The organism is Dyella dinghuensis, assembly GCF_003977615.1.
In the GTDB taxonomy this organism is placed as follows: domain Bacteria; phylum Pseudomonadota; class Gammaproteobacteria; order Xanthomonadales; family Rhodanobacteraceae; genus Dyella_B; species Dyella_B dinghuensis.
In genome coordinates this window covers 221,180-245,644 of the sequence record NZ_RYZR01000002.1, presented here as the reverse complement: position 1 = coordinate 245,644, position 24,465 = coordinate 221,180, and the positions used below count along the sequence as shown (strand labels likewise).

22 protein-coding genes are annotated in these 24,465 nt (G+C 58.8%); 10 read left to right on the top strand and 12 right to left on the bottom strand.

What is annotated here, in order from left to right; translation table 11 throughout:
• Positions 1-447: 447 nt before the first annotated feature.
• The 4 genes from EKH79_RS02165 to EKH79_RS02150 form a co-directional block, all read right to left on the bottom strand.
• The gene (locus EKH79_RS02165) at positions 448-1,068 is read right to left on the bottom strand and encodes a hypothetical protein (RefSeq protein WP_126672142.1); all 621 of its coding nucleotides are present in this window, start codon (positions 1,066-1,068) and stop codon (positions 448-450) included.
• A gap of 45 nt (positions 1,069-1,113) precedes the next feature.
• Positions 1,114-1,575, bottom strand: coding sequence for an RDD family protein (locus EKH79_RS02160; RefSeq protein ID WP_126672141.1), 462 nt, complete (start codon positions 1,573-1,575; stop codon positions 1,114-1,116).
• A 312-nt stretch (positions 1,576-1,887) separates the two neighbouring features.
• Positions 1,888-3,558: a urocanate hydratase gene (gene hutU, locus EKH79_RS02155; RefSeq protein ID WP_126672140.1), complete on the bottom strand. Its 1,671-nt coding sequence runs from the start codon at positions 3,556-3,558 to the stop codon at positions 1,888-1,890.
• A 78-nt stretch (positions 3,559-3,636) separates the two neighbouring features.
• A complete protein-coding gene (locus EKH79_RS02150; RefSeq protein WP_158621173.1) occupies positions 3,637-5,367 on the bottom strand; it encodes a tetratricopeptide repeat protein in 1,731 nt (576 codons plus the stop codon).
• 190 nt (positions 5,368-5,557) lie between these two features.
• Here EKH79_RS02150 and EKH79_RS02145 point away from each other — a divergent pair, with 190 nt between their 5' ends.
• From EKH79_RS02145 to EKH79_RS02130, 4 genes are all read left to right on the top strand, one after another.
• A complete protein-coding gene (locus tag EKH79_RS02145; RefSeq protein WP_233590159.1) occupies positions 5,558-6,568 on the top strand; it encodes a catalase family peroxidase in 1,011 nt (336 codons plus the stop codon).
• Positions 6,568-7,110 carry a cytochrome b gene (locus EKH79_RS02140; RefSeq protein WP_126672137.1) on the top strand — a complete coding sequence of 181 codons (543 nt, stop codon included), beginning with the start codon at positions 6,568-6,570 and terminating at the stop codon, positions 7,108-7,110. The genes EKH79_RS02145 and EKH79_RS02140 overlap by 1 nt, the downstream gene beginning before the upstream one ends.
• A gap of 81 nt (positions 7,111-7,191) precedes the next feature.
• The gene (locus EKH79_RS02135) at positions 7,192-8,703 is read left to right on the top strand and encodes a DNA-3-methyladenine glycosylase 2 family protein (protein WP_126672136.1); all 1,512 of its coding nucleotides are present in this window, start codon (positions 7,192-7,194) and stop codon (positions 8,701-8,703) included.
• A complete protein-coding gene (locus EKH79_RS02130) occupies positions 8,700-9,227 on the top strand; it encodes a methylated-DNA--[protein]-cysteine S-methyltransferase (RefSeq protein ID WP_126672135.1) in 528 nt (175 codons plus the stop codon). The genes EKH79_RS02135 and EKH79_RS02130 overlap by 4 nt, the downstream gene beginning before the upstream one ends.
• Positions 9,228-9,239: 12 nt before the next feature.
• Here EKH79_RS02130 and EKH79_RS02125 read toward each other — a convergent pair whose 3' ends face one another.
• Complete coding sequence (locus EKH79_RS02125; RefSeq protein WP_126672134.1) at positions 9,240-9,719, bottom strand: nuclear transport factor 2 family protein; 480 nt, start codon at positions 9,717-9,719, stop codon at positions 9,240-9,242.
• Between the two features lie 122 nt (positions 9,720-9,841).
• On the opposite strand from EKH79_RS02125, the gene EKH79_RS02120 reads away from it, so the two are divergent.
• Together EKH79_RS02120 and EKH79_RS02115 are read left to right on the top strand one after the other, a co-directional pair.
• The gene (locus tag EKH79_RS02120) at positions 9,842-11,089 is read left to right on the top strand and encodes a TIGR03862 family flavoprotein (RefSeq protein ID WP_126672133.1); all 1,248 of its coding nucleotides are present in this window, start codon (positions 9,842-9,844) and stop codon (positions 11,087-11,089) included.
• A 127-nt stretch (positions 11,090-11,216) separates the two neighbouring features.
• Positions 11,217-12,512: an alkaline phosphatase family protein gene (locus tag EKH79_RS02115; RefSeq protein ID WP_126672132.1), complete on the top strand. Its 1,296-nt coding sequence runs from the start codon at positions 11,217-11,219 to the stop codon at positions 12,510-12,512.
• Between the two features lie 78 nt (positions 12,513-12,590).
• Here the strand turns inward: EKH79_RS02115 and EKH79_RS02105 are convergent, their stop codons facing one another.
• The 3 genes from EKH79_RS02105 to EKH79_RS02095 all read right to left on the bottom strand — a co-directional run bounded on the left by EKH79_RS02105 (position 12,591) and on the right by EKH79_RS02095 (position 16,058).
• Positions 12,591-13,877: an MFS transporter gene (locus EKH79_RS02105; RefSeq protein WP_126672131.1), complete on the bottom strand. Its 1,287-nt coding sequence runs from the start codon at positions 13,875-13,877 to the stop codon at positions 12,591-12,593.
• Between the two features lie 90 nt (positions 13,878-13,967).
• On the bottom strand, positions 13,968-14,798 hold the full coding sequence (locus EKH79_RS02100; RefSeq protein ID WP_126672130.1) for an alpha/beta fold hydrolase: 831 nt from the start codon (positions 14,796-14,798) through the stop codon (positions 13,968-13,970).
• Between the two features lie 141 nt (positions 14,799-14,939).
• Complete coding sequence (locus EKH79_RS02095) at positions 14,940-16,058, bottom strand: aldo/keto reductase (protein WP_126672129.1); 1,119 nt, start codon at positions 16,056-16,058, stop codon at positions 14,940-14,942.
• Positions 16,059-16,172: 114 nt separating this feature from the next.
• Between EKH79_RS02095 and EKH79_RS02090 the strand changes: the two genes are divergently transcribed.
• A complete protein-coding gene (locus EKH79_RS02090) occupies positions 16,173-17,114 on the top strand; it encodes a LysR family transcriptional regulator (RefSeq protein WP_126672128.1) in 942 nt (313 codons plus the stop codon).
• 8 nt (positions 17,115-17,122) lie between these two features.
• Here EKH79_RS02090 and EKH79_RS18830 read toward each other — a convergent pair whose 3' ends face one another.
• Positions 17,123-17,287, bottom strand: a complete 165-nt coding sequence (locus EKH79_RS18830) for a YXWGXW repeat-containing protein (RefSeq protein ID WP_158621172.1) — start codon at positions 17,285-17,287, stop codon at positions 17,123-17,125.
• Between the two features lie 484 nt (positions 17,288-17,771).
• Complete coding sequence (locus EKH79_RS02085) at positions 17,772-19,142, bottom strand: formimidoylglutamate deiminase (protein WP_126672127.1); 1,371 nt, start codon at positions 19,140-19,142, stop codon at positions 17,772-17,774.
• A gap of 77 nt (positions 19,143-19,219) precedes the next feature.
• On the opposite strand from EKH79_RS02085, the gene EKH79_RS02080 reads away from it, so the two are divergent.
• The 3 genes from EKH79_RS02080 to hutI all read left to right on the top strand — a co-directional run bounded on the left by EKH79_RS02080 (position 19,220) and on the right by hutI (position 23,524).
• Positions 19,220-20,782, top strand: a complete 1,563-nt coding sequence (locus tag EKH79_RS02080; protein ID WP_126672126.1) for a bifunctional GNAT family N-acetyltransferase/carbon-nitrogen hydrolase family protein — start codon at positions 19,220-19,222, stop codon at positions 20,780-20,782.
• Positions 20,783-20,843: 61 nt separating this feature from the next.
• On the top strand, positions 20,844-22,313 hold the full coding sequence (locus EKH79_RS02075) for a chloride channel protein (protein ID WP_126672125.1): 1,470 nt from the start codon (positions 20,844-20,846) through the stop codon (positions 22,311-22,313).
• Positions 22,310-23,524 (top strand): imidazolonepropionase, encoded by a 1,215-nt coding sequence (hutI, locus tag EKH79_RS02070; protein WP_126672124.1) that lies wholly within the window; start codon positions 22,310-22,312, stop codon positions 23,522-23,524. The genes EKH79_RS02075 and hutI overlap by 4 nt, the downstream gene beginning before the upstream one ends.
• On the opposite strand, the gene EKH79_RS02065 is transcribed toward hutI, so the two are convergent.
• Both EKH79_RS02065 and EKH79_RS02060 read right to left on the bottom strand, forming a co-directional pair.
• On the bottom strand, positions 23,525-24,124 hold the full coding sequence (locus EKH79_RS02065) for a hypothetical protein (RefSeq protein ID WP_199754091.1): 600 nt from the start codon (positions 24,122-24,124) through the stop codon (positions 23,525-23,527).
• A gap of 115 nt (positions 24,125-24,239) precedes the next feature.
• On the bottom strand, positions 24,240-24,404 hold the full coding sequence (locus EKH79_RS02060) for a 30S ribosomal protein THX (protein ID WP_126672123.1): 165 nt from the start codon (positions 24,402-24,404) through the stop codon (positions 24,240-24,242).
• Between the last annotated feature and the right edge of the window lie 61 nt (positions 24,405-24,465).

Below are 24,465 nucleotides of genomic sequence, written 5' to 3'. Positions count from 1 at the left end.
CTCCCTTTTTGCTTTGAGTGTGACTACACGTCTGCTCTCCCTTGTTTGTCTTTGCCTGGATATTTGCCGCGGCAGCATCGTCGGACCATTTGTTGGCCACGATTAACAACACGCTGACTCCATTGGGCTGACCCCATTGGAATGGATATCTGAAAAATTAATCTTTTTTCTTCATATCCCCGCCCTACTCCTCTCTTCCCGTCTAAAGCATCAGGGTCTGCACAGCCATGCCGGGCCCGAGCACGTCTGGCCCAACACATACCCTTCATTTGAACGACGATTGAGGGGTCGATAAATCGACATTGGCCCGTTAACCGCGCGCGTTACGCGGGAACTCGTTGCGATTCACGTCAATCAAAATGGCACGGTAAAACGCCGTGTAACTCAAGCGCGGGAACATCAGTTTCACCAAACTCGATGTATATCGACAGCCGCTAAAACTTCGCGCTAAAACAAATCCACTCTCTTCTTAGGCTTCACCGCCTGAAAGAAGCTGTAGCCGAGTGTCATGTCGGTGATGAGCCGTGTGACGACCGCAGGTATGGCAATGCCCGCATGAATCACCATCGCAAGTGATGCGTAAATGCCAAACTCTCCATAGTGCCAAAATGCAGGCCGTTTGCCGGCGTCGCGCACGTCAAGGACAGACTGGCGAAGCTGTTCGACGTTTTCCCATTCCCCAGCGTCGACATCCGCGCGGACTTTCTTGGCATACAGGTTCTTGCTTCGCGTACCGCGCACGAATGCGTTCCACATACGACGCGGTTGGAGCACAAGCCCCGTTGAAAGCGCAATAAGATTCATGAACGCCAGTGTCGGGGAAGCCAGCGCAGAACCCGTACCCAGTTCCCATGCGCTGACTTCGCCTTCACCGATACGACCCACGCTATACCCGGTAATCAAGTGGTGAAGGTCGTGATATTTCAAATAGCGGCGGCGTGTCTCGATGTTGGGCAACGGGACCAACAGGCAGCCGGTGTAAACCGGAACCGTCAGTGGCCGGGCCCCTGCGACATTGCCGAATCCGTTCTTCGCATAGAACGTCGAGAGTTCTTCCTGCAACCGCATAAGCCGCCCCCCCTGCAGCTAACGCATGATTCAGATCATGAGACGTTAAAGGCTACGCTTGAGCACAACCCGGGTATTGGGAATGGAGTCGTGCCAACCTTCCTCGCCAAAAAAGGAAAATGCCTCGAAGGGAATCATGCGGCAGAACGTACGGCCGACGATCTGCTTAAGACTCGGTTTCTCACCCTTGGCATTCACGACAACCGTTCCCAGGATGAACTTGCCTGGCGTGCGACCCCATATGCCTTCAAAGAAGGTATAGAAGAAAAGCACGATGACAATACCCAGCGCAAACGGAGGAATTGTCTTCAGCGTTGCAGCCCCTGCAGGCCCGAAGATCAATACCGTCACGATACCGACGAGAAATGAGAAAACCCAAATAAACACGTAATCGATCAAAAGCGTGCCAAAACGCAGACCTTTGGTCGCACGTTCCAGCCGCTTGAATTCAACGTTGTCGGCAACGGCACTCGCCGGCGCCGAATATGGATTGTATTCGCTGCTCATGACTTCCCCCTTTTAGAACATCCCATGCCGAATCAAACAGCGCACGTTGTGCGTGCACGGCTTGATGAACTCCTGCCCCTTTTGTCCTCTTACGCCCAATATCCTAGCAACCGCAGCGACTGGATAGAACAGACTGGGAAAAATATTCAGGCGACCGCCCAAAATGGGTCAGGTCGGATTTTTCCCGTAACTCGTACCACCGCGCGCATCGGTGTTCGTATAGTTTTTTGTACCGCAAACCCACCCCTGAAAAAATTACACCCTCAAATAGGAGGGTGTAATGGATAAGCTATTGGATGGCCAAGTACGTCGTTAAATCATCGGCAAATTCAGGCCCTGCTCTTTCGCGCACTTTGCCGCATCCTCATAACCCGCATCCGCATGGCGCATCACGCCCGTACCCGGATCATTCCACAGCACGCGCGCGATGCGCTTATCGGCGGCTTCGGTGCCATCGCACACGATGACCACGCCACTGTGCTGGCTGTAACCCATGCCTACGCCGCCACCGTGATGCAGGCTGACCCATGTTGCGCCACCCGCCACGTTGAGCATGGCATTGAGCAGCGGCCAGTCGGACACGGCATCGCTGCCGTCCTTCATCGCTTCAGTCTCGCGATTGGGACTGGCGACAGAGCCGGAATCGAGGTGATCGCGCCCGATCACGATTGGCGCCTTGAGTTCACCGTTGCGCACCATTTCGTTGAACGCCAGGCCAAGTTTGTGGCGCTGCCCCAGCCCCACCCAGCAGATGCGCGCCGGCAAGCCCTGAAAGCTGATGCGTTGCTCGGCCATGTCGAGCCAGTTGTGCAGGTGCTTGTCGTCGGGAATCAGCTCTTTGACTTTGGCGTCGGTCTTCATGATGTCTTCCGGATCGCCGGATAGCGCCACCCAACGGAAGGGACCGACGCCGCGGCAAAATAGCGGGCGTACGAAGGCAGGAACGAAACCGGGGAAATCGAACGCGTTGGCGCAACCTTCGTCTTTTGCCATCTGGCGAATATTGTTGCCGTAATCGAACGTGGGAATGCCTTGCGCATGAAATGCCAGCATGGCTTCCACGTGCTTCTTCATCGATTTCTTGGCCGCGTCGCGCGTGCCGTTCGGATCGCTCTTGCGGCGCTCGAACCATTGTTCAACCGTCCAGCCCTGCGGCAGATAACCGTTGACCGGATCGTGCGCGCTGGTTTGATCGGTCACCGCATCGGGCTTTACGCCGCGACGTACGAGTTCCGGCAACACATCGGCCGCGTTGCCGAGCAATGCGATGGACTTCGCTTCACCGGACTTGGTGTATTTCTCGATGCGTGCGAGCGCATCGTCCAGATCGGTAGCCTGCTCGTCGACATAACGCGTCTTCAGACGGAAATCGATGCGACTCTGCTGACATTCGATGTTGAGGCTGCTTGCGCCGGCAAGCGATGCAGCAAGCGGCTGCGCGCCGCCCATGCCACCCAAACCCGCGGTGAGAATCCATTTGCCCTTAAGGCTGCCGTTGTAGTGCTGGCGCCCCATTTCCACGAACGTCTCGTAGGTGCCTTGCACAATGCCTTGCGAACCAATGTAGATCCACGAACCGGCCGTCATCTGGCCGTACATCATCAGGCCTTTCTTATCCAGCTCGTTGAAGTGTTCCCAGTTGGCCCACGCCGGGACCAGGTTTGAATTGGCAATCAACACACGCGGGGCATCGGGATGCGTCGGAAATACGCCAACGGGTTTGCCCGATTGCACCAGCAACGTTTCGTCGTCGTTGAGATCGCGCAGCGCGCGCAGGATGGCATCGAAGCACTCCCAGTTGCGCGCAGCACGGCCGATGCCGCCGTACACCACCAGCTCGGCCGGATTTTCGGCCACGGCCGGGTCCAGGTTGTTCTGGAGCATCCGGTACGGGGCTTCGGTAAGCCAGCTCTTGCAGGTTAGTTCCGAGCCGCGCGGGGCGTGGATGATGCGGGTCGTGTCGATGCGGGTGGGGGCGTTCATGACGGTCTCCGGTAAGACAGACCGCGAGTATAAGGCGAGCGGCCGCCCCTCGCCTTAAGCCCCGCAGTCCTGCTCTCCCTAACGGGTTGCCGACGACGCCCCGCCACTGCTCACGGTAGGTTTGGCTCCAGTTGTTAGCATGCGTTTTAGCCGCGCCAATACCCCGCGTTGGCGCGGGTCGTTGCCAAAATGGGCAATCGCATCGTTCACCGTTTCGGCTAAGCCATCACGTGGCTGTTGCTGTGCGATAGTCGCCCGAAATACCCAACCTTCCGGATCATCGGGAACGTCCTGCATGAGCTGACCGGCAACATCCCATCCTTTGTCCCATTGATGCGTCTGATTGATGTACATCGACGCAAGTTGCTCAAGTGACCAACGATCAGCGGGTTTGAGCGTCAACATTGTATCGAGGTCTTTTTCTGCGTTGGCGTAATCGTGTTGAAGAAGATAGATGTACGCGCGCTGTTGGTAGTCGTCGTAGTTACGCGAATCGACGGCCATTAGCTGATTAATTTGCCTTAATGCCGTATCGGTCACCCCTGCATCGGCGAGCGCCCCTACTCGCTGGAATCGTGCATCCGCCATCCCAGGAGCGAAGCGCAACGCTTCGGAAAGATAGACCACCGCTATAGAAGGCATGTTTTGTTGCCAACCAGTACGACCCGCTGCGGCAAGCACGGTACTGGACGCCAACTCGTCCAACACATATGGGAACTCGTAGGGAAGCGTCGGCAAGCCGCAATCACAATTGCCAACGTTGGCCTCGTAGACCAAAGTTGTGTTCTTCTCCATCGCCAGCAAAGGATTCGTCGCCGAGTGCGCGGCTGCGTCCGCACTTATGCGATGCAAGAGCGCCAACGAACCACCCCATTGCGGCGTACTGAGCCAGAGTAGCTCTCGATAGATGATCCAGCTGCCGGGATCTTGACGCAATCCTTGCTGCGCCGCATTCACGGCGTAGTCGTTACCTAGCTCTAGACCACCTGCATGAATCATCGCCGCATACACGGGTGTGATACGCGGCTCGATGGAGATGGCCTTTTGAAGATCAGTATCGGCCCGTTGCAGTAGCCTGCCCATGGCATCCACTTTGTCTTGCGATGTCCGATTTATGTAATCGCCACCGCGCGCGTCATGCGCCATAGCCACATAGGCATAACCGCTGGCCGCATAAGCGAAAGCGCTGTTTGGAGAATTACGTTTCCACGCATCCAGAATGGGGCGAATATCAAGTGATCCATTATCAAAATCGGCGGCAAAAATACGTTCCAGTCGACCGTACGCATAGGGCGCCGTGTATTGCGCTTTCAGCGCATCGGCCATCTCGCGATCAAGTTCCGCCGATTTTCCCTGTTCAATGAGTGCCTTGACTTGATCGAACGTAATGTATGGCGCCGTGCGATATTGGCAATACGCAACTACCGCCGCGTGCGTCCAATGACTACCAGGTGGATCGGGATATGCCAAGCAGCGCTGCAACGGATCGTCGATAGCCTCCGCCTTGCTCGCCGCCACGACAAAAGTTCTCAATTCCGCATCGGAAAAAATATGAGCTGTGGATGACGGGAAATCCCTGGCCACCTGCACCATCAACGGTTCCGGCTGAGCACCCAATGAAAGCTTGGTACCTATGACCCTTACCGGCGCAAAGTCTCGAAACGAATACAGTGCTGTCAGGCACAAAACCGCGAAGCATACCAATAGCCACTTCACACGTGTTGTCATGATCGCCCCCTTTCCCTGATTGATCCATATTAAACATTTTTCCCCAGCAAACGCGATCGGCGCGGAAGGATATGTAACCATTCGCATGCCCCCGACGAAAACGGCCTTTATGTCTTGAAAACACATTCCCTTGCGACCCGTAGCACAATGGTCTGACAGGGCATGACGAATCTACTGGCGAGGATCTGTTCTCATGGAAACCGCACCCTCTTCTTCGAGAGTCCCGCTTAGTCGGGTTAGCACTGTTCTACGCGGTGCTTTCATTGCCGGAGTGTTGTTGCTCGTCTTACTTGCCTTTGGTTACACCGACGGCTGGCTGGCGCCGCACCGGCTGACCGCGCAACGCATGGTGAATCAGCTCCAGGCGAACGCCGGTGTGTTTCCTGGTTATCGGCGCAACCACGCCAAAGGCGTTTGCGTCACCGGCTATTTCGATAGCAACGGTCAAGCGCAGCCGTATTCCGTCGCCGAGATCTTTGCACCGGGACGCACGCCGGTTGTCGGACGTTTTGCGGTTCCGGTCGGCAATCCTTATGCACCCGATAGCGCCGCACCCATTCGCAGCATGGCCATGCGCTTTGCATTGGCGAATGGTCAGCAATGGCGCACAGGTATGAACAGCATGCCCGTGTTCCCTGTTGCTACTCCCCTGGCGTTCTACGAACTACTGCAAGCACAGCAACCGGATCCGGCAACAGGTAAACCCGATCCGGCGAAGCTCAAGGCATTCTTTGGCGCGCATCCGGAAACGTCTGCGTTTCTTGCATGGGTGAAGACCGCCGCGCCTTCGGCAAGCTATGTGACGAACAGCTATTGGAGTTTGAATGCGTTCGAGTTCGTCGACGCCCATGGCGAGAAACACGCGGTGCGCTGGCGCATGGTGCCGGAAGCGACGGATGCAGCCGTGGGCGGCAGCGATCCGGATTATCTGGATGCCGATCTCAGTCAGCGCATTGCCAAAGGTCCACAGCGCTGGCATCTGATTGTGACGCTCGCCAATCCCGGCGATCCGACCAACGATGCGACGAAAGAGTGGCCTTCCGATCGCCGCGATGTCGACGCAGGCACACTGGTGCTGACCGGCACCGAGCCGCAGGAAAGCGGACCTTGCCGCGATATCAATTACGACCCGCTGGTACTACCCAACGGCATCGAGGCGTCGGGCGATCCACTCTTGCCTGCCCGTTCCGCCGCATACGCCACCTCGTATCTGCGCCGTACCAGTGAAGAGGCCCACCTGCCGGGCACCGCTCAAGCGCAATCAAAAGCGGAGGCGAAGTGATGAAAACGTCCTCCACACAATTTGTTCTCGCAGCGCGCGTGTTGCATTGGCTGATAGCCCTGTTGATTTTGACGATGCTGTTTATCGGCGTTGGCATGGTGGCATCGGTTTCGGAGCGGCATGAATGGCTGATCAGCATCCATAAACCGCTCGGCATATCGATTCTGATTCTCGCGATCATTCGGCTGATTGTTCGCTTGCGTAATCCGCCGCCGCCGCTGCCTGCCGATCTGCCACCCATTCAAAAGCTGGCGGCACACGCATCGCACTGGTTGCTGTACTTTTTGATGCTGGTCATACCACTGGTTGGCTGGGCCATGCTTTCCGCAGGCGGCTACCCGGTTATGCTGGGTCATTCGCTGAGGCTGCCGCCGATTTTTCCGGTGAACGCTGCTGCGTTTGCCATTCTGCGGCACACGCACGCATGGCTGGCGATGCTGTTGTTCCTCACGTTTCTTGCCCATCTCGGCGCCGCGCTTTATCACGGGTTGATCCGTCGCGATGGCGTTCTGTGGAGCATGATCGGCAACCGCACGAGGTAACCGGAATAGCGCCGAAACGGTTTCGGCATTGATGTCCGAAAACGGCGAGTTTTAGGGTGATGGGGGTGCTAGCCTGAGTGCATGTCTGAGGCAGCCCCCACTCCCATGCTCGACCAGCAGACGTGCGAACGGGCGCGTCTGAGCCGCGACGCGCGCTTTGACGGCCTGTTCTTTATCGCCGTACGCAGTACGGGCATTTATTGTCGGCCGGTTTGCCCTGCGCCCACCGCGAAGACCGAAAACATACGCTTTTTCGCCACTGCCGCGGCGGCGGAAGCAGCCGGTTTTCGCCCGTGTTTACGTTGCCGCCCCGAACTCGCACCAGGTAATGACGCGTGGCAGCGTGGCGATCATGTCGTCACGCGTGCGTTGAAGCTCATTGAAGGCGGCCTGCTGCAGGATCATCCCGTCGATGAGCTTGCGCGACGCGTGGGCGTCGGCGCTCGGCAACTGCGACGCTTGTTTGTGGAACGCCTGGGCGCGCCGCCCATCGATGTCCATACAACGCGCCGCTTGCTGTTCGCCAAGCAATTGCTGACGGAAACGCGCATGCCGGTGACCGACGTCGCGCTGGCATCCGGTTTCGGCAGTTTGCGGCGCTTTAATGCAGCGTTCGCGCAAGCCAATCGCATTGCGCCACGCGATCTACGACGCCATCCGAATGCAGGTAGTGATGAGGGCCTGAGCCTGCGGCTTAGTTATCGCCCACCGTATGATTTCCTATCCATGCTCACGTTCCTGCGTGGCCGAGCATTGCCCGGCATCGAAGTCGTCGACGACGATAGCTACTCGCGCGTCTTCGGCGCTGCCGATGCGCCGGGCTGGCTGCGATTGACGGCGTGGCCAAACGGCGAAAACGCACTGCGCCTGCAATTGCATTGCCCACAACCGGCACAGATGCTTGCGGTGGTAACACGCATTCGCCGCATGTTCGATCTCGATGCCGATCCACAATCGATCAGCGCTGTGTTGCAAACCACGCCACACGTGCGGCCGTTGTTGCGTAAACGTCCGGGTCTGCGCCTGCCAGGTAGCTGGGATGGTTTCGAAGTTGCTGTGCGCGCGATTCTCGGTCAGCAAGTCAGCGTGGCGGCAGCGCGCACGCTTGCGTCACGCATCGTGCATCGCTACGGCGAAACGCTGCCAACGCCTGTCGCCGCGGGGTTGGAGCGTCTCTTCCCGAGGCCCGAGGTGTTGGCCGAAGCCGATCTTCGCGCCATGGGTGTAACCACGGCACGCGCAGAAAGCATCCGTGGCGTGGCGCGTGCGGTGCTGGACGGTCGCGTGGATTTTCGCGTCGAGCAATCGCTGGATGAATTCGTCGAGCGCTGGGTTGCGCTACCAGGTATCGGCGAATGGACCGCGCATTACATGGCGATGCGTGCGCTCAGTCACCCCGATGCGTTCCCAGCCGCCGATCTCATTTTGCGTCGCGCGGCGTCCGATAGCGACAACATGATCAGCACCAAGGCGTTGACCAACCTCGCCGAAGCGTGGCGGCCATGGCGTGCCTATGCCGTGATGCATCTGTGGCGCAGCATGAGCGAACCGTTGAAAGTGCCCGGGGCATCCCGGCAGAGAGCGATTGCATGAATGCTTCAAAAGAAACGGTCTGGTATGACTACCTTTCCACGCCTATCGGCAATCTGCTGTTGGCCGCCGATGCCACGGGATTACGCGAGGTATGGTTTGAAACCGGAAAACACAAAAAAGAACCCGATCCCCAATGGCAGCGCAACGCCGCCAAGGTCGCGTTCGCCGCGAATCAGCTGAACGAGTATTTTGCGGGCGGACGACAGGATTTCGATCTGCCACTCCATCCGATTGGCACACCGTTTCAGGTAACCGTCTGGCACGCACTGGCCAAGATTCCGTACGGTGCAACCATCAGCTACGGCGAACTCGCGCGACGTATTGGTCAACCCGAAGCGGTGCGTGCCGTCGGCGCAGCCAATGGCCGCAATCCCATACCGATTATCTTGCCGTGCCATCGCGTCATCGGTGCCGATGGCAGCCTGACGGGTTTCGGCGGCGGATTGCCGACGAAGCGATTCCTCCTCGCCATGGAAGATCAAATTACGCGCGGCGATTTATTTGGACAGCGTGCGCAACATTGATGCGCTGAACACCTAGAGCCCCAAATCGCTCAACCCCGGATGATCATCCGGACGCCGACCCTGCGGCCAATGGTATTTTCGATCGGCAGCAGCAATGGGTACATCGTTGATGCTCGCGTGTCGCTGCGCCATCAAACCGTTCTCATCGAACAGCCAGTTTTCGTTACCGTAGGCTCGAAACCAGTTATTGGAGTCATCGCGCCATTCGTACGCAAAACGCACGGCAATCCGGTTTCCTTCAAACGCCCACAACTCTTTGATCAGGCGATAGTCCAGTTCCCGCGCCCATTTGCGGGTAAGAAAACCGACGATTTCATCGCGCCCATGAATGAATTCGGCGCGGTTGCGCCAACGGCTGTCGACCGTATACGCCAGAGCGACACGGCCCGGTTCGCGCGTGTTCCATGCATCTTCGGCGAGACGCACCTTCTGAATCGCCGTTTCGCGGCTAAAAGGCGGCAAAGGCGGACGTTGTTCATGGTTTGCGGACATCGCGGCACTCCGTCAGCTGACTACTACGGCTCGTAGGCTTCGCATTGTGATCCATTCCCGCACGCAGACACCACCCACGGCATCCCACGTACAATGGACGGCCATCCTTGCAGCGGCGCGGCATGTCTTCCGGTCAACACGTCCCAACCGAATTGATCATTATCGGCGGCGGCCCTGCCGGGCTCATGGCCGCGGAGACGGCGCGTGCGCGAGGCATCGAGGTGGATCTGTTTGAATCCAAGGGTTCTGTCGGGCGCAAATTTCTGATCGCCGGCAAAGGCGGCATGAATCTGACGCATAGCGAACCCAAGCCCGATTTTGTGAAGCGTTACGGTAAGCGATCGAAAGAAGTGGGCCACTGGCTCGACGATTTCGATGCGGATGCATTGCGCGCATGGGCGCGCGGTTTAGGTATTGAAACATTTATCGGAACGAGCGGCCGCGTTTTTCCGAGCGATCTGAAGGCCGCACCTTTGTTGCGCGGCTGGGTGCATCGTTTGCGCGAAAGCGGCGTGCGGTTTCATGTACATCATCGATGGCTGGGATGGGACGAAAACGGCGCGTTGCGTTTTGAAACACCGGATGGAGAACGCACATACACGGCGAAAGCCGTCGTACTGGCACTCGGTGGCGGCAGCTGGCCACAGCTCGGCTCGGATGGTGCGTGGTGGCCGTGGCTCGCGTCGCGCGGCGTGGATGTCGCACCGCTGCAACCGTCCAACTGCGGCTTCGATATCGGCTGGACCGACCATCTCGCCACACGTTTTGCGGGTGCGCCATTGAAACCGGTCGCTGCGTATTGGCGCGATGAATCCGGACACGAACATACGCGCCAAGGCGAGTGCGTCGTGACCACGACGGGTATCGAAGGCAGTCTTGTCTACGCACTCTCCGCATCATTGCGCGATGCTATTGCCGAGCGCGGCCACGCCACGCTGGAACTGGATCTCGCCCCGGATCGCACACTCGCACGTTTGCAGCATGACTTGGCAAAGCCTCGCGGCAGCCGTTCCTTCAGCGAACATCTGCGTCGTCAAACGGGCCTGACGGGCGTGAAAGCTGCGTTGCTTCATGAGGTACTCGATAAATCGCACTTTCAGGATACCGACACCCTCGCACGAACCATCAAGCGCCTGCCGTTGCGACTCCAACGCGCACGCCCGATAGCAGAAGCCATCAGCACGGCGGGCGGCGTACGTCTGGAAGCGATCGGCGACAGCATGATGCTGACGGCCCTCCCCGGCGTGTTTTGCGCGGGCGAAATGCTGGACTGGGAAGCCCCAACAGGTGGTTATCTCTTGACCGCCTGCTTCGCCAGCGGCCAGCGCGCCGGACTTGGTGCCGCTGCGTGGCTGAAACGTGCGGGTTGACCTGGTCTACTGACAAGAACTTGCGTCACCGTCGACGCGATACCCCGATTTTTTGCAAGAGCTGAATTAGTCACACATCTGCGCGATCATGGTGGGGCTTATCCATTGATAAAAACGGATCGTCCTGATGAAACGGTTTTCTCTTCTGTTGCTTTCTTCACTGGCTGTTCTTGGCGCAGGTTGCGCTTCGCAAAAGACCGCACCACCCTCCGCACCACCTGCGGTAGTGCAGCAAACCAAAGTCAAAACGCCCGCTCCGTTACTGCTGATTTCGATCGACGGCTATCGCCCCGATTACATCAAACGCGGACTGAGCCCGACGCTGCAAGCGCTTGCCGATACTGGCGTGCACGCACAATCGATGCAGCCGTCGTTCCCGTCGCTGACCTTCCCGAATCACTATGCGATTGTCACGGGGCTCGTGCCTGACCATAACGGCATCGTCAACAACACGATGCTCGACCCGGAGCTGGGCAAATTCTCGATCAGCGACCGCAAGGCCGTCGGCAACGGATTGTGGTGGGATCAGGCCACCCCGCTGTGGGAAACCGTAGACGCCGATGGCATGCGTTCGGCGACGATGTTCTGGCCTGGCTCGGAAGCGGACATTCAAGGCCGTCGTCCGGATTACTGGAAGCCCTTCGACGCCAAAGTGACGCCCGATCAACGTGTCGATCAGGTGCTTGCATGGCTGGACCTGCCGGCGGATCAACGCCCGACCTTCATCACGCTCTACTTCGACGCGGTGGATCACCAGGCCCATGAACATGGCCCCGATTCGCCGGAAGTAAATCAGGCAATCAGTGGCACGGATGAAGCGATGACTCGCCTGGTTGACGGATTACGGCAGCGCAATCTTTTCGATCAGATCAACATCATCGTGGTGTCCGATCACGGCATGGCGGGCGTGCCGAAAGAAAACAGCATCCTGATCGACAAGCTGATCAACATGAAAGACGTCGATACTGTCAGCATGGGCGTGCTTGCGGGTTTCAATCCGGTGCGCAAGCACGATTTCAACGCGATCGAAGAACAACTGGAACAACCGCAGCAGCACATGCATTGCTGGGATAAATCGCGCATCCCCGCGCGGTTCGAATACGGTTCCAATACGCGCGTGCCGCAACTGGTCTGCCTTGCCGACGTCGGCTGGCGCATCGCGACGACGGATTATCTGGCCAAGCATCAGGGCAAGATAAGTGTCGGCGACCACGGCTATGACAACGCCGATCCGCGCATGCAGGCTTTGTTTATTGCGCACGGCCCGGCGTTCCAGAGTGGCATCAGCTACCACAGTTTTCCGAATGTGGACGTCTATCCGCTGATGGCGCATATTCTCGGCGTCACACCCAACTTCGGTGACGGCAAGCTGGAAGACGTTCAAGGCATGCTGAAGCCGACGGCGCCTGCTGCCGCGCAGTAATGCACGAGAAACCCTCTCCTACGGGGAGGGTTTTCTCCGGCTAATTGCCGATATCGACATGTTCGATGAGACCGGCTTTCACGGCATGGCTCCTTTGCTCATCGGCGCGGGCGGCGTCACCAGCTGAGGCAACGGCTGCACACGGTAGAGCCACAGTGCAATCAACAAACCCGCCAGAACAAGCACGCCCACGAACAACGCAACACCTGGCCAGCCATAGTCCGCATAAAACAGGCCGCCGCTCGCGCCCGCGATGCTTGAGCCCATGTAGTAACTGAAGAGATACATCGACGACGCCTGCGCTTTCGCCACGCCACCTCGCCGCCCTACCCAACTGCTGACGATGGAATGGCCGCCGAAGAAACCGAATGTGATCGCGGTGATGCCCAGAATGATCAGCCACAGTGACGTCATCATCGTGCACGCCACGCCGAAAAGCATGAGTGCAAATGCTGTCCATAACACCTTGCGCCGTCCCAGTTTGCCGGCGAGATGCCCCATCCATGCCGAACTGAACGTACCGACGAGATAGATCGCGAAGATCAGTCCCACGACGGCTTGACTCAAGTTGTACGGCGGCGCCAGCAACCGATAACCCAGATAGTTGTAGACGGTGACGAACGCACCAAGCAGCAGAAAACCTTCGGCGAACAGCCATGGCAAACCGGCATCATGGAACATGCCGGCGAATCGACTCAAGAGCGCACGCCATTGCAGCGCTTGCGGCCGAAAATGACGTGATGGCGGAAGCGCTCGCCAGAACATCAGTCCACAAACAAGACCCACCACACCCACGACGGCCACGCCAATACGCCAGCCGAAATAATCGGCCACGACACCCGAGATAAGCCGCCCGCTCATACCACCCACGGCACTGCCGCTGATGTACAGACCCATGCCAAGACCAATCGATTCGGGATGCATTTCCTCAGTCAGGTACGTCATCGCTACCGCGGGCAAACCACTGAGCGTCAATCCAAGCAAGGTTCGGATGGTCAAGAGCGCATACCAGTTCGGCATCAGCGCCGTCAGCAGCACCAGCACTGCCGACGACAGCAGCGATGCCACCATCACGGATTTGCGTCCCCATGCATCGGAAACGCCGCCAACGAAAAGCATCGCGAACGCAAGCACACCCGTCGTCAAAGAAAGCGAGAGCGCACTCGCCGCAGCACTGATGCCATAGTGTGCGCTGAACATCGGCATCAAGGGCTGCACGCAGTACAGCAAACCGAAAGTGGACAATCCCGCCGCGAACAAGGCGAGATTGGTTCGCCGAAAGGCAGGCGTGCCATGACGAATCAGATCGTCATCCGTCCATGCTACGGGTTTGGCAGAGGATGGGGCGGAGAGATGTGCGCTCATCGAACGTGGCCGTTGCGGATGCCACAAGCATAGTCCGACACGCGTGGAGGATCGATACGGCGATAAGTCCCGCTCGATAGTCCGCAGATATCAAAGGACCAATTCAGCGCTTGGCAATATCTCGCGTATCTGTGCGAGTACGGCGGCTGGGGCTTCCATATTGGCGTGATGCGCGGCATTGGGGATCACCACACATCGAGCATCCGGAATGCCTTCAGCCAGTTCTTTCGACAGGGCGATCACTTCAGGCTGGTCTTCGCTGCCCACCATCAGCACGGTAGGAACGCTGATTTCGCCAAGACGTTGCAAGGCCGAAGGTGCCGGTACGCGTTGATCCACCGATGCGCGTGTCCAATAGCTGGCTTCGCGCTTGAACAACGCGGATGTCATGGCTTCCGTGCGCTTGCGCACAATGGGATTCACTTCATGGGGCGAACGCCGTGTTCCATCCGTGAAGGCTCGCAGCGAGCTATCGATCATGCCATTGGCATCCAGCGTATTGAGCGCCTGCAAGAAGGCGCGCGCGGCAGGCGTACTGTCGGCAAATTTGCCCCAGTAACCGGCGCCAACGAAGATCAACGCGCTTACGCGTTCGGGATGGACGAGCGTGAAATCGAGCGCCGTCGCGGCACCACCCGAGCACGCAAGCAACGCAGTGCGCTTGATGCCGCATGCATCCAGCACTGCGGCAAGGTCTTCATGATGCGCGTAGTGACCGGGCGCAATGGTGGATCGGCCAAAACCGCGTGCGTCGTAGCGTATGACGTGATGCGTATTGGACAACGCATCGAATTCCGCATCCCACTGACCGCTGTCGACCAGAAAGCCGTGCAGCATCGTGATCGTATCGCCTTCGCCGGCTTCTTCTACATGAAGACGTGCGTGATTGACGTCGACCCAGCGCGATGTTTTGTTGGTCATCGTTGTTCTCCCTAATTCGACATCCGGTCCCTCCCCCTGCGTGCAGGGGGAGGTTAGGAGGGTGTTGCTCGCACTTGCGTAGAGGCAAGATTGTTTGCCCCCTCCCCAACCCTCCCCTGCACGCAGGGGAGGGAGTGAACTTCAGCGCGTTGCCCGAAGTTCACTGGCCTGCAGGGACGGTACGAAGATCGGCGGCGCGTAACCCGCAGGCTTGTCGCCGACAGCCACGCCACCGTGCATACGCGTCTGATGAATGTCCTGGAACATGTAGTAAGGGAACGGTTTATCGAGCGCACTCGCTGCATCCAGACGTGCACGCAATTCGGCAGGCAGTTCGAACGAAAGCGCCGCAAGATTCGCTTCGAGCTGCTGCGGTTTGGTCGCGCCGATGATCACTGAGGCGACACCCGGCTGCGTGGCAACCCAATTCAGTGCCACAGCGGCCATGCTCTGACCCGATGCTTTCGCAACGTTTTCCAGTTCCGCAACGATTTTCCAGTTACGTTCGGTGAAGCGCTCAAAACCCGGCGCACCGGCGACCTTGGCCAGACGCCCTTCGCCTTCACCGCCCTGCTCGCTCGGCTTGTACTTGCCCGACAGCAAGCCCATCGCCAACGGGCTCCAAGCAGTAATGCCGATACCGAGGTTCTGCGCTAGCGACACATATTCGTGTTCGATGTTGCGTTCCGCCAACGAATATTCGAGCTGCATATTGATCAGCGGCGTCAACGCATGTGCTTCAGCAAAAGTCTGCGCGCGTGCGGCGTACCACGCAGGAATGTCGGACAGACCGGCATAACGAATCTTGCCGGCGCGCACCAAGTCATCGAACGTGCGCACGACCTCTTCGGCTGGCGTGAGCCGATCCCACGTATGCAGCAAATAAAGATCGATGTAATCGGTGCGAAGTCGGCGCAACGATGCCTCCACGGCGCGCATGATGTTCTTGCGTCCGTTGCCACCCGCATTGGGATTTCCCGGCTGCGCGTTGTAGCTGAACTTGGTGGAGATGACCACGCGATCGCGCGTCCCGCTCTCTTCGATGAATTTGCCCAGCATCGTTTCGCTGGCGCCCTCGGTATACAGGTCGGCGGTGTCGATGAAATTGCCACCTGCTTCGAGGTAGCGGTCGAACATGGCACGGGCGGTGTCCTCGGCGGCGCCCCAACCCCAGTCGTCGCCGAAGGTCATGGTGCCCAGGGCGAGACGGCTGACGCGCAAACCGGAACGGCCGAGGGTGAAATACTGATCGAGTGACATAGCAGAACTCCGTAGGTGGAAGACGGATTCAGTCTGCGCCGGGCGATCCTGTTGAAAAACCATCTGTAACTTGATGCATTATAAAGCTGTACTAACTAATAACCGAGAAGGCTCATGCGAGACGATTACGCCCTGCGCGCTTTCCGCGCGATTGCCGAACACGGCAGCTTTACCCGCGCCGCAGCCGCCCTCGACGTGACGGCTTCGGCCCTCAGCCAGACCCTGCAGCAGCTTGAAACTCAGCTCGGCACGCGCCTGTTACAGCGCACAACGCGCCGTGTGGGACTGACGGAAGCGGGTGGCGACTTGCTCAAGCGCATCGCACCCGCGCTTACCGAACTGGATCGGGCGATGGACGAGACCCGTCAGCACGGCGATCGCGCGCGCGGAACGCTCAGATTGACCGTTCCCTCCGACGTGTCGCAATGGATGATTGAACCGATGCTCGCCGAATTCATGGCGCGATGGCCCGATGTGCGGCTGGATATTCATGTCGACAACAGCCTTACCGATCTGGTTGGCGAAAGCTTCGACGCGGGCATACGTCTGGGCGAACGAGTGGAACGCGACATGGTTGCGGTGCCGATCAGCGGACCGATGCGCTCCGTAGTGGTCGCTTCGCCCGCTTATTTCAAACGTTACGGCCGCCCAGAAAATCCGAAAGATCTTCAAAACCACAACTGCATAAAATTTCGCCTACCCAGCAGCGGCGCCATTTATCGCTGGGAATTCGCACATCGCAGCGGTGCGCAAAAAGGAAGTTGGTATGAGATAGCCGTTGACGGGAGCCTTACCGTCAACGACTTCTCGTTGGCCCTGCGCGCTGCCGAAGACGGCATTGGCATGACGTACCTGCTCGACATGAGCACGCGCGCGGTGATCGATGCCGGTCGACTCGAGTGCGTGCTTGAGCCCTGGCTGCCGCCGTTTGAAGGCTTATACCTGTACTACCCGAGCCGGTTCCAGGTTCCGCCAAAACTGCGCGTATTTATCGACTTTGTTCGCGAATGGGGTACTCGTGCAGCGGCTCCGAAGAGCCGCTCCAACGAGAGATGAAGCGCCGATCAGTGATAGCGCCAATAACCACCCACCCAAACGTGGCCGGTTGCGTAATAGCCGGGCACCCAAACGCGGGCAGGACGAGCCGGAACAACAATGCAACCTGTTTGGGCGAGCGTGCCACCCACTATGGCAAGCGCGAACAGGAAGATGGAAAGATAACGACGCATGGCAAATCTCCTCGTGAGTTGGAACTCAAGTCGGAGAACGCATCCTCGATTCTTTGCGATGACCGTAGAAACCTGAACTGATGCCGATGGTTCAGCCCCAGCGTCAGGCATGTGAAAGCTGTTAAGTGCAAGAACGACGCGCGTGCACGGGTGTCAACGCTAAAGCAAACGCGTGCGTTGCCGTTACTTTGTATGTGTTCATCCGCGGGGCGGTAGTGTGCGCGGCGGTTGTTTCAAAAATTACGCATTCTCTACGCGAACGACGAAATCTTTTATCCGATTTCTATTCAGCAATGTGCATGATTCGCACCGCGCAAAACACACACATAACCATAGAGCGCGCTTCTTCGATATCTGGCAATTTCACATGGCGATGTTCAGCAGGCTTGCAGCCGGAGGCCGCCGACGCGAGGCAGCGGGCAGCAGCCTTTCGGTGGTCCGGCTCCGGCTGCAAACCTGCTGAACATCACGCTGTTGTTATCAATCAACCCGCGGCCAGATGTGCCATGGCCGTGCGGTATCGCGCGGCAATGCGTTCTTCGTCGCGATGATGGAAGTCGCGCACGACCCACTGGCCACCGGTCATGACGTGACGTACCAGCGGCGTGTTGCCGGCAAACAAGAAACTATCCATCGCCGAACGATTGTCGCGCGCAGCCAGCAACGGCGAATCGTTATTGAGCACGAAGAAATCGGCCCGTTTGCCTTCGCTTAGATCGCCGATCGCAAGATCCGCCGCTTGAGCTCCGCCCCGCAGGGCTGCGCGCCACAATGTCTCACCGACGCTGTCGCCCGCATGGCGTGCAGCGACATTGCGATGCCGTGTCAGCAGGCGTTGCCCGTATTCAAGCCAACGCAACTCTTCCACCGGAGAGATGGAGATGTGCGAGTCCGATCCGATACCGAGCACCCCCTTCGCATCGAGATAACGCGCTAGAGGAAACAGTCCATCGCCCAAATTCGCCTCTGTCGTGGGACACAAACCGGCGACCGCGCCGCTACGCGCGATCTGCGCCGTCTCCGCTTCGGTGAGATGCGTGGCATGCACCAGACACCAGCGTTTGTCGACGTTTGCATGGTCATACAACCACTCGACCGGCCGCGCACCGCGCGTGGCGAGACAGTCTTGCACTTCGCCGATCTGCTCGGCGATATGGATGTGTATCGGGCCAGTCTTCAGCGCTTCGTGCTCAACGACACCGCGCCATGACTGCTCGGGAATCGCACGCAAGGAATGCAGCGCTACGCCGACGCGCAAGTCATCGCGTTCAAGTTTGCGCAACGATGCCAGCACGCGAAGATAACTCTCCACATCGTGACCAAACCGGCGCTGACGTGGCGATAGCGGGCGACCGTCGAAACCGCCGCTCATGTACAGCACCGGCAGCAAGGTCAGTGCGATGCCTGCTTCGCGTGCCGCTTCGATCAACGCAAGCGACATCGCTTCGGCTTGCGCGTAAGGCGTGCCATCCGGTTGATGATGCAAATAGTGAAACTCGCAAACCTGCGTGTAACCCGCCTTGAGCATCTCCACATACAACTGCGCGGCAATGGCCTGCAAGGTGTCGGGATTAATGCGCGCGGCGAAGCCATACATCGTTTCGCGCCAGGTCCAGAAGGAATCGTCACCGGGACCGCGACGCTCGGCGAGACCCGCCATCGCACGCTGGAATGCATGCGAATGCAGATTCGGCATGCCGGGCAATACCCATCCGTCGAGCAGTTGCTCGGAACCGCCACCGGACTCACCAATCCAACCATGGTCGTCGACGACAAACGCGGCGTCGGAGCGCCATCCGTTGTCGCGCCAGAGTTGGCGTGCTTTAAAGGTATGGGCCACTGCCGAATCGCTCATGAACAATCTCCATAGGGCCTGCGCAGTTTACCGGTTCGCTCGCATCGGCTTCACCTTGTCTGGGAAAAAATGACCGAATGGCCAAGAAAAGCGAAATATCGCCCAAGTTGACCTTGCGGCAAGCCACGCCCCAGGACGTTCCCGCACTCGTAGACCTTACCGCGCGCATCTACACGGCTGAGTGGGGGCATTCGGCGGAAATGCTGCGATCCCAGCAGACACATTTTCCCGAAGGTCAGTTCGTCGTCGAATACGAAGGCAACATCGTCGGCTACTGCGCGACGTTCCGTATCGACGAATCCGTGGCGTTGAAACCGCATACGTGGATGCAGATTACGGGCGGCGGCATGGCGTCGCGCCACAACCCGGACGGCAACTGGTTGTATGGCATGGAAGTGGTAGTGCATCCCGATTATCGCGGCATGCGAATCGGCCAGCGCCTTTATCAAGCACGCAAGCGCTTGTGCAACGACTTGAAGTTGCGCGGCATCACCTTCGGCGGACGCATTCCCGGCCTTGCTCGGCACATTCAACGGTATGGAAGTCCGGAAGCGTATGTTCAAGCGATTGTCGAAGGTCATCGGCGCGATCCCACGCTGAGCTTTCAGTTGGCGAATGATTTCGAAATCATCGGCCTGTTACGCGCTTACGTTCCGACGGATTACGATTCGCTCGGCTATGCCGCGCACCTGGTGTGGCGTAATCCCGCGCTACTGGATCAGCCGGACATTCCGGCCATCAAATCGACACGCAACCTGCCCCATTCGGTACGCGTGGCAACGGTGCAGTATATGCAGCGCCGTATCAAGTCGTTCGAGGAATTCGCGACGCACGTCGAATACTTCACCGACATTGCGGCGGATTACAACGCCGATTTCGTCACCTTTCCCGAAATGATTACGCTGCAGCTGCTGTCGATCGAGAACGAGGAGTTGTCTCCCGTCAATACGATACGCAAGCTCAGTCACTACACGCCGCAAGTCAAAGAGCTTTTCACGCATTTGGCGGTGCATTACAACATCAATATCATCGCCGGCTCGCATCCGACCGAGCAGCAAAATGGCGACATCCACAATGTCTGCTATGTGTGCCTGCGCGATGGTTCGCTACACGAACGCGAGAAAATTCACCCCACGCCCAGCGAAAGAATCACGTGGAATGTCACCGGTGGCGACACCGCGGCCACGGTACAGACCGACTGCGGCCCCATTGGCGTGATGATCTGCTACGACTCGGAATTCCCGGAAGTCGCGCGGCATCTGGTCGACCAGGGTGCGTTGATGTTGTTTGTGCCGTTCTGTACCGACGTGCGCGAAGGCTATCTGCGCGTTCGCTATTGTGCACAGGCTCGTGCCGTCGAAAACCAGTGCTACGTGATTCTCTCAGGCAATGTCGGCAACCTGCCCGGTGTCAACAACTTCGATATCCAATACGGTCAAAGCTGCATCCTCACGCCCAGCGACTTTCCTTTCGCGCGCGATGGCGTTGCGGCCGATTCCACGCCGAACATCGAAACGGTGTTGTTCGCCGACCTACGCCTGGAGAGCCTTGCAATGGCGCGCAATGCCGGTGCCGTGCAGAACCTCAAGGACCGGCGCTTCGACCTCTACGAAACACGCTGGTTGACGCGGCCTCGCTGACTTGCAGGCTCCTCTCCTCACAAGGGGAGAGGAAGCGCAAGGCATCTGCCATAATCGGCGCATGTCCGAGTCTCCCGCACAGCCACCCAAAGCCTCGAATCCACGACTGCGCGCCGTGCTTGGTCACGAATTTTTTGCTCCCTATCAATGGAAGCGCCGCATCGCCTTATGGAGCGGCGCCATCCTGGTTGCACTGGCCGCGATTCTGTTTGCCAAGGCTAGCGACTGGGCCTATGCGTTGTTCCAGAAGATCGTGGCGCACGGCATCTGGATTCCGTTGATCATGACGCCCGCCGTATTCGGCTTGTTGTCATGGGCAACCGAAGGCCGGTTGCGTGCCGCACGTGGCAGCGGCATTCCGCAGGCGATTGCCTCCATCCACATCGAGGATGAAACGTTTCGCACGCGCATGCTGGCGCTGCCGATTGCCGCCAGCAAAATGGTGCTGACGCTGGTTGCGCTTGCCGTAGGTGCATCGATTGGCCGCGAAGGTCCGACCGTGCACGTCGGCGCAGGCTTGTTCTACTCGCTGGGAAGAAGGTTTGGCTTCTCGGATCCCAAGGCGATCTCGCGCTTTATTCTCGCCGGTGGTGCCGCAGGTATCGCGGCCGCGTTCAATACGCCGTTGGCCGGTGTGGTGTTCGCCATCGAAGAACTGGCCGGAACGTTCGAGCACCGCTTCAGCGGCTTATTGCTGACCGCCGTGATCGTGGGCGGCGTCGTGTCGCTCGGTATTACCGGCAACTATGCCTACTTCGGCACGGTGCAAACCAGCCTGCCGCTGGGGCATGCATGGTTGGCTGTATTGGAATGCGGACTCGTCGGTGGTTTGTTGGGTGGCCTGTTTGCCCGGCTGATTCTGCTGAGTCGCCACGGACCACTCGCTGCGATTGGCCGATTGCGCGAACGCAATCCGGTTCTGTTCGCCGTGGGTTGCGGACTTGCACTGGCATTGCTTGGCGTGTATTCGCATAACGACGTGTACGGCACGGGCTACGCACAAGCGCGCGCCTTCGTGCAGGAAGCACCTGTCACGCCGGGCCACGGTTTCGGCATCGTCAAGCTGCTTGCCAACGTGGTTTCCTATTGGGCCGGTATTCCCGGCGGCATTTTTTCGCCGGCCTTGGCGGTGGGCGCAGGCATTGGCCACAACATCGCTTACTTCCTGCCGCATGCGCCGGAAGCCGCGGTGGTGCTGCTGGGCATGAGTGCTTATCTCTCCGGCGTGACCGGTGCTCCGCTAACATCGGCCGTGATTGCGATGGAACTGACGAACAATCAGGACATGGTGATTCCGATCATGGCGGCTTGCCTGCTGGCGCGCGCTGCGGCATCGATCTTCTGCCCCACGCCGGTGTACAAGGATTTCGCCGAACGCTTGATCCAGGATTTCGAGCAGCAACAGGCGCAGCGCGCTGCCGCCGAGGAGCAGTACAAACCGTCACCGGTAAGTGGCGACGTGGGTCCGACCAGCGCTTACGGCGAACCCGTCGCGCCTATCGATCTACCCGACGAAAAGCCTGAGCCATGAACTGGGATTTGCTGCTGACGAATGCATCGCTCGCCACCTTTGTCGGCGAAGCCAGCCACGGACTGCTTACCGACGCCGCGATTGCCTGTCAGGACGGCCGCATCGTCTGGCTCGGCGCGATGCGCGATCTTCCTTCGGCTTCCGCCGCAACAGCGGTAGAAGTTCATGATCTCGATGGCGCGCTGGTCACACCGGGATTGATCGACTGCCACACGCATCTGGTCTTTGGCGGCGATCGTGCGCAGGAATTCGACCTGCGTCTGAATGGCGCGAGTTACGAAGAGATTGCGCGCGCAGGCGGCGGCATCGTGTCGACGGTACGCGCAACCCGTCATGCGAGCGAAGACGAACTCTTCGCGCAATCGCTACCGCGTGCTCGCTCGTTGTTGGCCGATGGCGTCACCACGCTGGAAGTCAAATCCGGCTACGGACTGGAGCTGGAATCGGAGCGGCGCATGTTGCGCGTGGCGCGGCGCCTGGGTGAAGCGCTGGGCATCCATGTCCAGACCAGCTTTCTCGGGCTGCATGCGATTCCACCGGAATACAAGGATCGCCGCGATGACTACGTTTCACTCGTCTGCGACGAACTGCTACCCCCGCTAGCGAACGAAGGCCTGGTCGATGCCGTGGATGCGTTCTGCGAAGGCATCGGTTTCACGCGCGCCGAAACAGAGCGCGTGTTCGAGCATGCGCGCCTGCTTGGCTTGCGGGTGAAGCTGCACGCCGAACAGTTATCGGATCTGGACGGTGCCGCGCTGGTCGCCGAATACGGTGGATTGTCCGCCGACCATCTCGAATACCTGAGCGATTCGGGTATTCAGGCGATGGCGCGTGCCGGTACGGTTGCCGTACTTTTGCCCGGCGCTTTCTATGCGCTGCGCGAAACCAAGCTTCCGCCAATCGACGCACTGCGCTCGCACGGCGTTCCGATGGCGATTGCGACCGATTGCAATCCAGGTACCTCGCCGCTTCTGTCCTTGCGACTGGCGGCGAACATGGCGTGCACGTTGTTCAGGCTGACGCCTGAAGAAGCGTTGCGCGGCATTACGGTAAATGCCGCACGCGCTCTGGGTTTATCCGATCGCGGCACGTTGGCAGCTGGAAAGCGCGCCGATCTCGTCGTTTGGAATGCCAGGCAACCGGCGGAATTGTGTTACTGGATCGGCGGCGGTCTGGTGCGGCAGGTATGGATCGGCGGCATGCCGAAGTAATCACAGCGTTTCGAATTCGCGCGCGATCCATGAGAGCTGGTAAATAACGCCCGCTACCGCGAAGAGTTCATGAAAGCGTGGCCGCCGCGTCCAGATGGCGACAAGACACAACACGATGTATGCGCCATTGCGTATCGCGTATTCCGTACCGAAGCTGCGCAGATAATCGGGTCCTTTCACCCAGGTGTCGGCATAGTCGATCACATACGTCACGGCGAGCGTGCCGAAGAACCAGGCGCGGCGGGAATAATAGTAGTCCCGATAATCTCTATAACCGGCGATTTGTTCGGGAAAGATCAGCGCACACAGCAGATACAACAGCAGCGCATAGATCACCACGAACATGTACAAGTTGAAACTCCACTGCTGCAACGACGCGAGCCGGAATTCCCACCACCAGAAATGCAGCAGGAAAAGAAACATGGAGAACGCCCAGACCAGGTGCACCCAGTAGATGCCGGTCTGTTTGGGGTGCTCGACGATGCGCGCGGCGTGACGCAGCAGGTGTGTCAGCGCAAGACCGACGATCATGCCCATCAGCACGCGTACGTGCAGATAGATATCGACTTCCGGTAACGCGCTGGGTGCGGGCACCGCCATATCGATCCTCTCCCCGCCACGAGATTTGGCGGCGTGAGTGTAGTGCGAAGGCCTGTCCCCGGATAATGAAAAGCCCCCGGCTAGCGGGGGCTTTTAGGACGCCGGGCTGGGAAGCTCAGGCCGACTTTTTCTTCGGAGCGGCTTTCTTGACGGCTGCCGGCTTGGTCACGGTCGGCTTGGCACCGGCCACGGCGGGCTGCGCCGAGGAGTGCGCGCGCGTGTTGCCGTAGCTGCCACGGTAGGTCTTGCCGCGACGGGTTTTACGATCACCCTTACCCATAAGAACTCCTTGAAGCGTAATGCTGTGGACGGTCAACCATCCTAGCAGCGGCGCCCTCAAG

Excerpts from the sequence above, each read along its gene's own strand:
- EKH79_RS02060 (WP_126672123.1), bottom strand. The coding sequence starts at position 24,404 with ATGGGTAAGGGTGATCGTAAAACCCGTCGCGGCAAGACCTACCGTGGC.
- EKH79_RS02120 (WP_126672133.1), top strand. The coding sequence starts at position 9,842 with ATGTCTTCCGGTCAACACGTCCCAACCGAATTGATCATTATCGGCGGC.
- EKH79_RS02150 (WP_158621173.1), bottom strand. The coding sequence starts at position 5,367 with ATGGTTACATATCCTTCCGCGCCGATCGCGTTTGCTGGGGAAAAATGT.
- EKH79_RS02130 (WP_126672135.1), top strand. The coding sequence starts at position 8,700 with ATGAATGCTTCAAAAGAAACGGTCTGGTATGACTACCTTTCCACGCCT.
- EKH79_RS02090 (WP_126672128.1), top strand. The coding sequence starts at position 16,173 with ATGCGAGACGATTACGCCCTGCGCGCTTTCCGCGCGATTGCCGAACAC.
- EKH79_RS02125 (WP_126672134.1), bottom strand. The coding sequence starts at position 9,719 with ATGTCCGCAAACCATGAACAACGTCCGCCTTTGCCGCCTTTTAGCCGC.
- EKH79_RS02065 (WP_199754091.1), bottom strand. The coding sequence starts at position 24,124 with ATGGCGGTGCCCGCACCCAGCGCGTTACCGGAAGTCGATATCTATCTG.
- EKH79_RS02095 (WP_126672129.1), bottom strand. The coding sequence starts at position 16,058 with ATGTCACTCGATCAGTATTTCACCCTCGGCCGTTCCGGTTTGCGCGTC.
- EKH79_RS02100 (WP_126672130.1), bottom strand. The coding sequence starts at position 14,798 with ATGACCAACAAAACATCGCGCTGGGTCGACGTCAATCACGCACGTCTT.
- EKH79_RS02140 (WP_126672137.1), top strand. The coding sequence starts at position 6,568 with ATGAAAACGTCCTCCACACAATTTGTTCTCGCAGCGCGCGTGTTGCAT.
- EKH79_RS02115 (WP_126672132.1), top strand. The coding sequence starts at position 11,217 with ATGAAACGGTTTTCTCTTCTGTTGCTTTCTTCACTGGCTGTTCTTGGC.
- EKH79_RS02135 (WP_126672136.1), top strand. The coding sequence starts at position 7,192 with ATGTCTGAGGCAGCCCCCACTCCCATGCTCGACCAGCAGACGTGCGAA.
- EKH79_RS18830 (WP_158621172.1), bottom strand. The coding sequence starts at position 17,287 with ATGCGTCGTTATCTTTCCATCTTCCTGTTCGCGCTTGCCATAGTGGGT.
- EKH79_RS02160 (WP_126672141.1), bottom strand. The coding sequence starts at position 1,575 with ATGAGCAGCGAATACAATCCATATTCGGCGCCGGCGAGTGCCGTTGCC.
- EKH79_RS02085 (WP_126672127.1), bottom strand. The coding sequence starts at position 19,142 with ATGAGCGATTCGGCAGTGGCCCATACCTTTAAAGCACGCCAACTCTGG.
- EKH79_RS02080 (WP_126672126.1), top strand. The coding sequence starts at position 19,220 with ATGGCCAAGAAAAGCGAAATATCGCCCAAGTTGACCTTGCGGCAAGCC.
- EKH79_RS02165 (WP_126672142.1), bottom strand. The coding sequence starts at position 1,068 with ATGCGGTTGCAGGAAGAACTCTCGACGTTCTATGCGAAGAACGGATTC.
- EKH79_RS02105 (WP_126672131.1), bottom strand. The coding sequence starts at position 13,877 with ATGAGCGCACATCTCTCCGCCCCATCCTCTGCCAAACCCGTAGCATGG.
- hutI (WP_126672124.1), top strand. The coding sequence starts at position 22,310 with ATGAACTGGGATTTGCTGCTGACGAATGCATCGCTCGCCACCTTTGTC.
- hutU (WP_126672140.1), bottom strand. The coding sequence starts at position 3,558 with ATGAACGCCCCCACCCGCATCGACACGACCCGCATCATCCACGCCCCG.
- EKH79_RS02075 (WP_126672125.1), top strand. The coding sequence starts at position 20,844 with ATGTCCGAGTCTCCCGCACAGCCACCCAAAGCCTCGAATCCACGACTG.